Origin of the sequence: Kitasatospora sp. NPDC127067 (assembly GCF_042724755.1) — a bacterium.
Taxonomy (GTDB): domain Bacteria; phylum Actinomycetota; class Actinomycetes; order Streptomycetales; family Streptomycetaceae; genus Kitasatospora; species Kitasatospora lactacystinica.
The window spans coordinates 18,910-31,385 of sequence record NZ_JBHXEM010000107.1 but is presented as its reverse complement, the minus strand read 5'-3'; the positions used below and the strand labels follow the sequence as shown (position 1 = coordinate 31,385).

The window sequence follows — 12,476 nt, the reverse complement described above, 5'->3', positions numbered from 1 at the left end:
TCCATGGGATTCCGCCCCGGCCCGGCGCCGGTCGGCACCCGTCGGCTGGCACCGGCCGGCGCCGGTCGGCTGACGCCGGTCGGCACCGGTCGGCCGCCGCGCACGGCTCCGGCCGAATAGGGGTCCGACCGCCGAAGTCCGGGGTCGCCTTCTCTGGTGTTCCGGTGCGGCGTCAGTAATATGACAGCCCCTCATGTTCTCGTCAGGAGGCTGTCATGCCCGACCGCTTCGACCTGCCGGCGGACTTCCGCTGGGGTGCCGCCACCGCCGCCTACCAGATCGAGGGGGCGGTGGAGGAGGACGGCCGCGGGCCGTCCGTCTGGGACACCTTCGCCGCCCGCCCCGGCGCCGTCCGCGACGGCCACACCGGCGCGGTGGCCTGCGACCACTACCACCGGTACCCCGAGGACATCGCCCTGATGAAGGGCCTCGGGCTGGACGGCTACCGCTTCTCCATCGCCTGGTCCCGCGTCCTGCCCACCGGCGCCGGCGCGGTGAACCCCGCCGGCCTCGCCTTCTACGACCGCCTGGTGGACGCGCTGCTGGAGGCGGGCATCACCCCGCTGCCCACCCTCTTCCACTGGGACCTCCCGCAGGCCCTCGAAGACCACGGCGGCTGGCTGAACCGCGACACCGCGTACCGCTTCGCCGAGTACGCCACCGTCATGGCCGACCGCCTCGGCGACCGCGTCCCCGCCTGGATCACCCTCAACGAGCCCTTCGTCCACACCGTCTTCGGCTACGCCCTGGGCACCCACGCCCCGGGCCGCACCCTGATGTTCGAAGCCCTCCCCGCCGCCCACCACCAACTCCTCGCCCACGGCCTGGCCGCCTCCGTCCTCCACGACCGCGGCCGGGAGGCGATGCTCTCCAACAACCTCACCCCCGTCGAGCCGGCCTCCTCCGACCCCGCCGACCTCGCCGCCGCAGCCGCCTACGACGCCCTCCACAACCGGCTGTTCACCGACCCCGTCCTCCTCGGCCGCTACCCCGACCTCTCCGCCCTCGGCGTCCCCGACGACATCTTCGGCGCCGTCCACCCCGGAGACCTCGATTTCATCCACACCCCCGGCCTCGACGGCCTCGGCCTCAACTTCTACAACCCCACCCGGGTCGCCGCCCCCACCGACCCGGGCCTGCCCTTCGACCTCGTCGACATCCCCGACGTCCCCCACACCGCCTTCGGCTGGCCCGTCGTCCCCGACGCCCTCACCCGCCTCCTCCTCTCCCTCCGCGACACCTACGGCAAGGCCCTCCCACCCATCACCATCACCGAGAACGGCTGCTCCGTCACCGAGGAGACCGTCCCCGACCAGCCCCGCATCGACTTCATGGCCGCCCACCTCGACGCCCTCGCCCGCGCCACCGCCGAAGGCATCGACATCCGCGGCTACTACACCTGGTCCCTCCTCGACAACTTCGAATGGGCCGAGGGCTACCACCAGCGCTTCGGCCTGGTCCACGTCGACTTCGCGACGCAGCGGCGCACGCCGAAGGCCTCCTACGCCTGGTACCGCGACGTGATCGCCGCCCACCGGGAGCGGTATACGACCTAGGAGTCGGCAACTCTCCGGCGGAGGGGTACGAGCAGAGGTTCGACACGTCCGAGTCCCGGTGGCCACCCCGACCCACCCCGTCGACACCCCCGGCGAACCGCACTGGTTCATCCGGGCGACGACGGGAGTACCCCGATGCGGCCGCCGACCGGGAACGTCCGCCCGGCCGGCCCGACGACCCCGTGCCCCTCGGCTCGGAGCGCACGGCTGATCCCGGCCCGGAGGTGCCGTGCCCGGACGGCCGGCCCGTGCGGTACCCGCGACGGTGGTGCCGGCCCGACCGGGGCGGTGCCTGCCCGGCGCCCGACGGGCCCCTCGACCAGCGGAAGCCCTCCGCGGGCCGGAGGGGCTATGGTCGAATACATGGGAGAGCGACAGGTCGCACCCATTGCGCCGGACCTGGTAATGACGACTGCCGGCGGCTCGCGGGTCCTCACCCCGAGCCGCTCGTACCACGTTGGCCGCGACCCGGTCAGCGAGATCCCGCTCAGTGACCCCCGGGTGTCATGGCACCACGCGGTGCTGCACCTCGGCGACGGACACTGGATGCTGGACGATCTGGACAGCGACAACGGCACCTGGTCCGGGGGCCGCCGGATCTCGCGCCTCGATCTCGGTGACCTCGGCACCGACAAGTGTCATCCGGTTCGGCAGCCCCGGCGACGGCCCGGAGGTGGAGCTCACCTTGGCACCCCCGCAGCAGTCCGCCGTCCCGCGTCCCACTGCGCTGACTGCGATCACCGGCTCGTACCGGCCGCCCACCGGCATCCATCCGCTGATCGCCCGCACCCTGCGGATCGGCCGCGCACCCGACAACGACCTGGTCCTGGCCGACATCGAGGTTTCCCGCCACCACGCCGAACTGCACACCACCGCCGACGGCCGGTACGCGATCACCGATCTGCACAGCCACAACGGCACCTACCTCAACGGTCAACCGGTGGTGGAGGCCGTGATCGGCCCGGGAGACCTGCTGGGCATCGGCCACTCGGAGTTCTGCCTGGTCGACGGCGAACTCCAGGAGTTCGTCGACACCGGCGACATCACCCTCGACGTGGCCGACCTGGTGGTCACGGTCGGCGACGGCCGGCTGCTCGACGGGATCAGCTTTCCGGTCGGCCTGGACTGCCTGCTGGCGGTCACCGGTCCGAGCGGCTCGGGCAAGTCGACCCTGCTGAACGCGCTCACCGGGCTGCGGCCCGCCGACGGTGGCACGGTGCGTTACGACGGTCGCGACCTCTACCGCGACTACGCCGAACTGCGCCACCGGATCGGCTTGGTGCCGCAGGACGACATCCTGCACACTCAGCTGACCGTCCGGCGCGCGCTCGGCTACGCCGCCGAACTGCGCTTCCCCGGCGACACCGGGGCGGCCGAGCGGAACGCCCGGGTCGACGAGGTGATCGCCGAACTGGGCCTGGAGAAGCGGGCCGACCTGGTGGTCGCCAGCCTCTCCGGCGGCCAGCGCAAGCGGGTCAGTGTGGCACTGGAACTGCTCACCAAGCCGTCGCTGCTCTTCCTCGACGAGCCGACTTCCGGCCTGGACCCGGGGATGGACCGCTCGGTGATGCAGATGCTCCGGGACCTGGCGGACGACGGTCGCACCGTCGTCGTGGTGACGCACAGCGTGCTGAGCCTCGATCTCTGTGACCGTCTGCTGATGCTCGCCCCGGGCGGTCGCACCGCGTACTACGGACCGCCCGGCGACGCTCTGGAGTACTTCGGGTGCTCGCAGTGGCCGCAAGTGTTCGAGAACTTCGAGACCCAGGAGGACCGCGACTGGATGGGCGAGTACCGGGCTTCGCCCGCGTACCGCCGGTACATCGACCCCATGGAACGGCCCCGAGCCCCGGTCGCGCCGTCGGGGCCGGCCGAGTCGGACGGAATGCCGCCATCGGGGGCGGCCGAGCGCAGTGGTGTGCCCTCTGCACCGTCCGGGCAGCGCAGCCCGAGGTCCCCGCGGCCCGCGCGACGCCGTGCCTGGCCCGTACCGGTCGAGCCGCCCCCTCAGCCGCAGCGCTGGGACCGCCAGTTGGGCACCCTGGTGCGCCGCTACACCGCCGCACTGGCCGCCGACCGCACCTTCGTGGTGATCATGATCGCGCTGCCGTTCGTGATGGGCGTGCTGGCCCGGGCGTTGGCCGGCGGCAGGCTCACCGACAGCAGTGTGTTCAGTGCGCTGTTGATCCTCTGCGTCGGCGGGGTGCTCACCGGTGCCGCCAACGCGGTCCGCGAGCTGGTCAAGGAGCGGGTGATCTACCGGCGGGAGCGCGCCGTCGGGCTCTCCCGATCGGCGTACCTCTGCTCGAAGGTGGTGGTGCTCGGCACGGTCACGGTGGTTCAGGCCGTGGTGCTCACCATGGTCGCGTTGGCGGGAGTGCGACTCAGACCCGAGGGTGGCAGCGGGGTCTTCCTGCCGCCGCTCGCCGAGATCGTCATCGTGATGGCGCTGCTCGCCTTCGCCGGAATGATGCTGGGACTGCTGGTCTCGGCGCTGGTCGGCAAGGAAGAGGCCACCATGCCGCTGCTGGTGCTGCTGGCCATCGTGCAGGTCGTCTTCACCGGCACCCAGCTGCGCCTGTACGGGGTGCCGGGACTCGAACAGCTCTCCTGGCTGGTGCCGTCCCGCTGGGCGATGGCGGCGATGGCCGCCACCGTCGATCTGCACGCCATCTCGCCCGGCAACAACCTGGCGGCCGATCCGCTGTTCCGGCACAGCGCGGGGACCTGGCTGCTGAGTACCGGAATGCTGCTGGTGCTCAGCCTGGCCTACGGCCTGGTGGTCTACTGGCTCCTGCGGCGGACCGAGCCGGCGGTCATGCGTCGGGCCCGGAAGGTCGGCTGACGGACCCGCTCGTCAGCCGGACCGATCCGGGCGCTGCGTCGCCGCCTTCCGCCGTGACCAGCGGACCGCGGCGTCGTGGGGCGCCTGCGGTCCGCTGGTGCCGCTAGCCGACCACCGCCGGGGAGCGGGGGGCCTCGGGGGCGGGCTCCGGCTGGTAGAGCTCGGTGCGTCCTTCGACGTGGAGGTGGGGCAGACGGCGGTCGAGCCAGGCTGGCAGCCACCAGTTGCCGCGGCCGAGCAGGTGCATCACGGCCGGTACCAGCAGCAGTCGGACCAGCGTGGCGTCGATCAGGATGGCCGACCCCATGCCGACGCCGATGACCTTGATCGGCAGGTCGGGCGCCGGGACGAAGGCCGCGAACACGGCGACCATGATGGCCGCCGCCGCGGTGATCACCCGCGCGGTGCCCGCCAGTCCGCTGACGATGGACTCCGCGTTGTCGTCGGTGCGAAGCCAGGCCTCCCGCATCCGACTCACCAGGAAGACCTCGTAGTCCATCGAGAGGCCGAACAGGACGGCGAAGGTCAGCACCGGCACGAAGGCCGGCAGCGGGGTGGGGCTGTCGATGCCGATCAACCGGCCGGCGGTGCCCCCTTCAAGGACGAGGGCGACCACGCCGTACGCGGCGCCGACGGAGAGCAGGTTCATCACAGCGGCCTTGAGGGCGACGGCGAGGCTGCGGAAGGCCACCAGGAGCAGGAGCATCGACACCGTGACCACGCCGCCGACCAGCAGCGGGATGCGGCGGGCGATGTTGTCGGTGCTGTCGATCGCGCTGGCGGTCGCCCCGCCGACGTGCACCCGGACGCCGGGGCCGACCGCAGCCGGGATGACGTGATCGCGGAGGTCGCGGACCAGGGTCTTGGTGGAGCTGGACTGCGGACCGCTGTCCGGGACGACGGTGAGCAGCAGCGAGCGGCCGTCGGAGCCGGGCACCGGAGGGGTCACGGCTGTGACGCCGGGCACCGCCTTCAGCGCGGTGGGCAGCGCGGCCGTCGCCTCGGCGGGGGTGCCCGGCGCCAACTCGGCGACCAGGACCAGCGGTCCGTTGCTGCCCGGTCCGAAGCCGGCGGCCACTGCGTCGTACGCCAGCCGGTTCGAGCGCCCGGCGGGGTCGTTGCCCGCGTCGGGGAAGCCGAAGCGCACGCCCAGGAACGGCGCCGCGAGCGCCAGCAGGACGAGGACCCCGGTGACGGCACCGAGGACGCGGTGACGCTCGACGAGCCTGCTCCAGCGCAGCCAGCCGGCGCTCACCGAGCTCTCGCCCCGGGCGGCGCGGCGCTGGGGCAGCCGGAGGCGTTCGATGTGTCGGCCGAGGTAGCCGAGCAGGGCGGGGAAGAGCGTGGCGGACGCGGCGATCACGACGAACACGGAGAGGATCGCCGAGACCGCGGCGCCGCGCATGAACGACAGGCCCATCGCGAACAGTCCGAGCATGCTGACCACCACGGTCATTCCGGCGACCACGACCGCGCGGCCCGCGGTGTCCAGCGCGGCGACCGTGGCGGCCTCGGGTTCGAGCCCCTCGGCGCGCCACTCGCGGAACCGGGTTACCAGCAGCAGCGCGTAGTCGATGCCGACGCCGATGCCCAGCATCGCGGCGAGCGAGGTCGACCAGTCCGGGACCGGCATGATCGCGGCGAGGACCGGCAGCAGGACGCTGCTGACCGCGAGCCCGCCGAGCGCGGTGAGCAGCGGCAGGCCGGCGGCCACGACCGAGCCGAAGGTGATCACCAGGATCAGGGCGGCGGCCGCGATGCCGATGCCCTCCGAGCCGATCGCGCCCTGCTCGGCCTGCTGGACCGCCATGCCGCCGAGGTGGACTCGCAGGCCGCCGTCGACGGGGCGGGCGAGGTCGAGCAGCCGCTGGGTGTCCGCCTCGGGCATGTCGGGGGCGACGGCGACGTCCAGGTGGATCTGCCCGAGGGCGGTGCGGCCGTCGGCCGACACCTTGCCGCGCGGGCCGTACGGGTCGTCGATGCCGCTGACGTGCGGCACCTCGGCCATCCGGGCGAGCAGGTCCTCGACCCGGCCGCGGGTGGCGGCGTCGGTCACGCTGCCGTCCGAGGTCAGCACCAGGCTGATCGATTCACCGCCCAGCCCGGGGAAGTCCCGTGCCAGCAGCTGCTGGGCCTGCTTGGAGTCCGAGCCGGGCGCGGTGTAGTCGGCGCTGTACTTGGCGCCGAGGCCGGCCGAGAGGCCGAAGGCCGCGCCGGCGGCGAGCAGCCAGAGCAGCACCGTGCGGCCCCGGTTCCGGAAGCTCCAACCGGCTATTCGGCCGAGCGGGCCGGGCCTGTGCGACCCGCTCTCCCCGGCGGCTGTCCGCCGATCCTCGCGCAGTCCCTGGGACATGTGGTCCTCCGTGCGTCGTCAGGGGCTCCGCCCCAGGCAAAGCGTTACGCTTCATAACGTGCCTTACGAAGCGTAACGTTTCCCTCGACGGGTACGGATTGTCAACGCGGTGACTGGCGCGGCGAGCGGATGGAGAGGCGATGACGGATGGGGCGACCGACGGGAGCGGGGGGCGGAGCCGCCGTGAGCGCCTGCGCGCCGACACGGTGGAGGAGATCAAGCGCGCGGCTCTGAGCCTGATCGTCGAGCGCGGCGCCGCGAACCTCCGCTTCACCGACATCGCCCGCAGCATGGGAATGACCCCGCCCGCGCTGTACCGCTACTTCGCCGACCGGGACGAGCTGTTCACCGCCTTGGTCGCCGACTCGTACGACAGCCTGTCGGACGCGTTGACGGCGACCCGCGAGACCGTGCCGCCGGACGACCTGGACGGACGCTTCATGGCCACCTGCATCGGCTACCGCACCTGGGCGCAGCGGAATCCGGAGCGCTTCGCCCTCATCTTCGGCGCCCCCGTGCCCGGGTACGCGGCCCCACCGGACGGACCGACCGTGGCGGCCGGCCGGCGGGCGATGGAGCACATGGTCGAACTCGTCGCCGACACGGCCGAACGCGGCCGGCTCGGCAGCCCGCCGGTGCCGGACGCGGCGGAAGCCCTGATGCTGGCCTGGGCCACCGTGCACGGCTTCGTCACCCTTGAGGCGCACGGCCACTTCCACGCGCTCGACCAGCAAGCGCGGGACCGCCTCTTCGCTGTCCAGGCGGGCGTCGCCGCGCGCACCGCAGGCCTGTCGCCGGCCGTGGACCGGTGGTGACCACAACCCGCGCGGCAGACGGCCATGGCTCGGTCGGCGCGGACGGCACCATCCGCGACTCCTGCGCCTCCCCGATGCGCCAGCCGGTCCGGGCCGGCCGGCACGCAGGCCTCCCCAGAGGCTCCGGCACACCTGCGCCGGCTGTACATGCCGCACTCCGACCTGCGCCGGCTGCTGCAGGCGCTCCTCCCGTCGACGATCCGCCTGCAGGAGCCACTCCGGTGCATGTCCGAGACGGCGCGTCCGCGTACTGTGGTGCCCGGAAAACGGGGAGGGCAGCAGTTGCGCAGGGTGCCGCCGGAGATGTTCCGGTTCACGACGGGGGAGAAGGCCGAACTCTACGGTGCGATCCTGCAGGCCTTCGGCGCGGCCAACGAGCGGCTGGAGACCGCGCTGGGGCTGGACGACGTGCGCGCCCGGCTGCGGACGGTCGGCTGGCTCGACGCGGTGGACGACGACGAGCTCCAGGACGCGCTGAGGAAGCTCAGGGAGTGGCAGCTGCTGGACGTCGTGCAGAACCACGCGGAGAACTACCGCACCGCCGAGGAGTACGAGCGCCGCAACCTCCAGTACTCGCTGACCCGGCGCGGTGAGGCCGCGTCCGCCGGGGTCGAGCTGCGCGCCGAAGGTGCCGACCTGGCGACCTTCCGGGAGGTGAAGGCCGCGACGGTGGGCTATCTCCAGGAGTTCCTCGTCAACCTCGACCAGCGGGGACAGGCGGTCGCCTCCGCCGTGGAGCGGGTCGAGGGGCGGGGCGTGAGCCTGCTGCACGAGCGGGCGCTGCGGGGTGCCGAGCTGCCGCCGGTCGCCGACGGTGATCCCGCGCCGGCCTGGTTGGAGCGGCGCCGGGCGCGTTGGGAGGGGCTGCAGGCCTGGTTCCGGCCTGTGGACGGGGCACGACCCCGGGCGGAGCAACTGCATGACGTGGCGCGCCGCGCGATCGTGACGCTCCTGCAGGTCCTTGACCGGATCACCGAGTCACGGCGCCGCTCCTCCAGCGCCGTCCAGGACTTCCATCACCGCCGACGAGACGACCGCCCGTGCCGGTCGGGACGACGCCCGCGCCCGGCGCGACCGGGTCGTCGGGGCACTGGAACGCACCGCGGCCGCGGTCGATCTCCCGCCGGTTCCACCACGGACCCGCACGGCCGACCGGTCGGTCCTGCCGGGGGCGCCACTGTGGCGACTGCTGGCCTTCCGGCCGGACGTGCCGCCCGCCGATCAGGCAGGCATCGAAGCGGCCCTGGAAGCGGCCGGCCTGCTCGACGCCTGGATGGCCCCCGACGGCGGCCTCGTCGTCGCCGGACACGACACCCTGGCCGACCCGGCAGCGGCCGTGCCCACACCGGGCCCGTCGCTGCTCGACGTCCTTTCTCCCGAGCCCGACGGCCCGGTGCCGCCGAGCCGGGTGCAGCGGCTGCTCGCAGGCATCGCCTACGGCCCCACGCTCCCGACGGGCCATCCGGCCGCCGTGGCGGCCGACGGAAGCTGGCGGCTGGCGGCGGCGGTCGGCTCCTGGAGCAAGGAGGAGTCCAGCCACATCGGCGCCGCGGCCCGGGAACGCGCCAGACAGCGGCGGATCGCGGACCTCACCGCCGAACTGGCCGAGGCCGACACCACCGTCACCGGTTACGAGACGCGGCTGCGTTCTCTCGCCGACCGCCGGACGCGGCTCGGAGCCGACCTCCGCTCCCGGCCGCACCACCAGCAGGTGGAGCGGGCCAAGCGCCTCTGGGACCGGTCCGAGTCCGAGGTGGGCGCCCGCGAGGACGCCGTACGCGAGGCCGTCGAACGGCTCGCGCGACAGGAGGACGCGGTCGCGGACGCGCTTCGCGCGCTCGCCGTCGCCTCGGCCGAGCACGCCCTGCCGACCGAACGCGCCGCCCTGGACACGACCGCCACGGCCGTCGACGCGTTGCGCGAACAGGCCGATGTCTGGCTCGACGCCCACCTTGCCCGGACAGCCGCCCAGCACGCCTGGAACTCCGCGCGCAGCCATGCCGAGGCATCCAGGAGCGCGGCAGCCGAGAGCTTGGAGGAGGCAGAGAGTGTCGAGGCCGCCGCCCGCGGGCTCCGATCCACGCGCCGGGCGGTCGAGAGCACCGTCGGCGAGGACTACCGCCAAGTGGCCGCCCGCATCGGTGACTTCCGGACGTCGCTCGATCGGATCCGCCGTGACATCGACTCCGGAACCCAGGCACTTCTCACCCTCGAAGGCCGCATCGGTGCGCTGGGTGCCACCACGGCCCAGGACGAGGCCCTGCACGACAGGGCCGTGGCGGCCCGGAACGAGACAGCCCGCGGTTTCCGGCACCTGTGCGTCCTCGGATTCCCCGAGGACGCGGGCCTCGACCTCGTCCTCACCTCCGTGGACGGCACTCGCGCGACCCTCGAAGCGGCACGCGAGACCGCAGCGGCATGGCCCAACCTGCCGCACGGCACCAGGAACCTCGGCGACTCCCTGAACCGCCTCTCCGAGGCTGTCCACCGAGCCCGCCAGAGCCTCAGCAGCCGTGCCGACCTCGAACTCGAAGCCGAGGAGGACATCCACGTCCTCACCGCCACCGTCGACGGCATCCGTGTCGGCGCGACCAGCCTCCTCGCCATCCTCACCGGCGACCGTGACCGCAGCCAGGACGACATCACCGCCGCCGAACGGAGCCTCTTCGACCGAACCCTCACCGGCGACACCCGCCGCCACCTCGCGTCCCGGATCCGCCAGGCCGGTGAACTCGTCGAGCGGATGAACGGCCACCTCGAACGGGTCCGCACCGCCTCACGGGTGGCGGTCCGTCTGGTGTGGCAGATCCACCCCGACCTGCCCGCCGGCACCCGGACAGCCCGTGAACTGCTGCTCAAGGACCCGGCCCGGATCACCGAAGCCGACCGCGAGGCCCTGCACGCCTTCTTCCGGGGCCGTATCAAGGAGGCCAGGACCCGCAACACGGCGGCGACTTGGGAAGAGCAGCTCGCGGAGGTCCTCGACTACACGGCCTGGCACCAGTTCGTCGTCAAGCTGGACCGCGCCAACGGCGCCGGGTGGCAGCTGCTCACCAAGAAGCTCCACGGCGCGCTGTCGGGCGGTGAGAAGGCCATCGCACTCCACCTCCCGCTCTTCGCCGCGGTGGCCGCCCACTACGAGGCGGTGCCGGAGTCCCCGCGGCTGATCCTGCTCGACGAGGTCTTCGTCGGCGTCGACACCGTCAACCGAGGGCAGGTCTTCGCCCTCCTCGCGGCGCTCGACCTCGACCTGGTGCTCACCTCCGACCACGAGTGGTGCACCTACCGGGAGCTCTCCGGGATCGCCGTCCACCAGCTGATCACCGGAGGCGACGGCGACGATGCCGTCACCAGCGCCCGCTTCACCTGGACGGGTGCCGACCTGCTGCCCGACGAAGCCGACACGGAAGAACCGGCATGACGGACCACCACCCCCTCGACCTCCCCGAACTCCGCCCCCTCTGGTCGGCCGTCCACGACCGCCTGTCGACCGGCCGCCCCGTCAGCCGGGTGCGGTCCGGACCGCTCGACGAAGCCGGCCGGGAGGCCCTGGCCGACCTCCTCGGACTGGACCGGCTCCCCGGCGCCGAACCGACGATCCCCCTCGCGGGACTCGACGGTGCTGTGCTGGAGGCCTGCGGTCGGCCCGTCCGGGACGTGGTGGCCGCGATCCTCGGCCCGATCCACGATCGGGCCGCCGAGCGCGAACGCAAGGCCGACCAACGCGACGCCCTGTGGGAGTGGTTGGCCGGCCACGACGTGGTCACCGCCCAGCCCGTCCTGCTGGAGTGGGTCGGCCACCTGCGGACCAACGGCCTCGTGGACGGCTCTCCCGACCGGACCAGGGGCCTCCTGACCGCCGCGCTGGCCGTCCTGGCCGCACTCCCGGCCGATGGCGAGCCACTGCCTGTGCTCGCCGCTCGCCTCCTCGGTGACTCGCACGCCCTCGACGACGGGACTCGGCTGTCCTCCCTCGTCCTGCGCGCACTGGCGGTGCTGTACGGCACCGACATGCCGGATGCCGCCGAGGGGCGACGCTCGCTCTGGAGCCGAGCCGGCGTCGCCGACGACGAACTGTCGGCCACCGTGCTCGCCGTCGGTCTCCGCCCCGAAGGAGCAGGCCCGGTCGCCGGGATCTCCCGGATCTGCGCCGCGTCCGGTCACCCCATCAGCCTCACCCTCGCCCATGTGCGCTCACCCGGCGAATTCACCGGTCCCGCAGGACCGGTGCACGTCACCGAGAACCCCAGTGTGCTCGCCCTCGCCCTACGGCGCTTCGGCCGGCACTGCCCGCCACTGGTCTGCACCTCCGGCTGGCCCAACACCGCCGTGATCCACCTGCTGCGCCGACTCGCCGACGACGGCGCATCCCTGCGCTACCACGGCGACTTCGCGACGCAGCACCGCACCCCGAAGGCCTCCTACGCCTGGTGCCTCGACCTGATCACCGCTCACCGAGCCTGGCACGGTTGATAGTTGGGCTCCGTGTTGGACGTGGCAATCATCAGGATCGAGCAGGTCCGGCGGGGCTTCGTGAAACGCAAACCCATGGCTGCACACCGCACTCGGGGAGGATGACAGGGTGTTCGACGGGTCGGGCGGTCTTCGCCAGTGGTTCAGCCCGCGGCTCGATCAGGCACGGTTGGTTTGACCTGACTGAACGGGGCAACCTCCACCGGCCGAGCGTCTACCACCGCAGGCTCCAGTGCGTCTTCTGCACCCTCCGTGCTGGTCGGCATCCGCTGCGATCCGAGCTCGCGGAAGTTCCACGACCGCAAGCGCGGGGAGGGAAAGCGGCACGTCCAGGCCGTGATGCCCCTGGCCCGTCGACGCGTCAACGTCCTGTGGGCCCTGATCCTGACCGACGGTGCTACCACGTCACACCCCCGGTGACCGAGACGGCTTGA

At 72.7% G+C, this 12,476-nt stretch carries 6 protein-coding genes and 3 pseudogenes; 8 read left to right on the top strand and 1 reads right to left on the bottom strand.

What is annotated here, in order from left to right; translation table 11 throughout:
* Positions 1–215 precede the first annotated feature (215 nt).
* The 3 genes and pseudogenes from ACFWJ4_RS31625 to ACFWJ4_RS31615 all read left to right on the top strand — a co-directional run bounded on the left by ACFWJ4_RS31625 (position 216) and on the right by ACFWJ4_RS31615 (position 4,401).
* On the top strand, positions 216–1,556 hold the full coding sequence (locus ACFWJ4_RS31625) for a GH1 family beta-glucosidase (protein ID WP_380550068.1): 1,341 nt from the start codon (positions 216–218) through the stop codon (positions 1,554–1,556).
* Between the two features lie 135 nt (positions 1,557–1,691).
* Positions 1,692–2,108 (top strand): annotated as a pseudogene (locus tag ACFWJ4_RS31620) (FHA domain-containing protein); the annotation flags it as partial.
* A 133-nt stretch (positions 2,109–2,241) separates the two neighbouring features.
* On the top strand, positions 2,242–4,401 hold the full coding sequence (locus tag ACFWJ4_RS31615) for an ATP-binding cassette domain-containing protein (protein WP_380550065.1): 2,160 nt from the start codon (positions 2,242–2,244) through the stop codon (positions 4,399–4,401).
* Positions 4,402–4,504: 103 nt separating this feature from the next.
* Here the strand turns inward: ACFWJ4_RS31615 and ACFWJ4_RS31610 are convergent, their stop codons facing one another.
* Positions 4,505–6,754, bottom strand: a complete 2,250-nt coding sequence (locus tag ACFWJ4_RS31610; RefSeq protein ID WP_380350705.1) for an MMPL family transporter — start codon at positions 6,752–6,754, stop codon at positions 4,505–4,507.
* A gap of 140 nt (positions 6,755–6,894) precedes the next feature.
* Between ACFWJ4_RS31610 and ACFWJ4_RS31605 the strand changes: the two genes are divergently transcribed.
* The 5 genes and pseudogenes from ACFWJ4_RS31605 to ACFWJ4_RS31585 all read left to right on the top strand — a co-directional run.
* Positions 6,895–7,569: a TetR/AcrR family transcriptional regulator gene (locus ACFWJ4_RS31605; protein ID WP_359898904.1), complete on the top strand. Its 675-nt coding sequence runs from the start codon at positions 6,895–6,897 to the stop codon at positions 7,567–7,569.
* Between the two features lie 303 nt (positions 7,570–7,872).
* Positions 7,873–8,598 (top strand): annotated as a pseudogene (locus ACFWJ4_RS31600) (DUF2397 family protein); the annotation flags it as partial.
* Entirely contained in the window at positions 8,531–10,990 is a 2,460-nt protein-coding gene (locus ACFWJ4_RS31595; protein WP_380550060.1) for a TIGR02680 family protein, read from the top strand. The pseudogene ACFWJ4_RS31600 and the gene ACFWJ4_RS31595, both read left to right, overlap by 68 nt.
* Complete coding sequence (locus ACFWJ4_RS31590) at positions 10,987–12,042, top strand: TIGR02679 family protein (protein ID WP_380550058.1); 1,056 nt, start codon at positions 10,987–10,989, stop codon at positions 12,040–12,042. The genes ACFWJ4_RS31595 and ACFWJ4_RS31590 overlap by 4 nt, the downstream gene beginning before the upstream one ends.
* A 191-nt stretch (positions 12,043–12,233) precedes the next feature.
* Positions 12,234–12,476 (top strand): annotated as a pseudogene (locus tag ACFWJ4_RS31585) (IS110 family transposase); the annotation flags it as partial.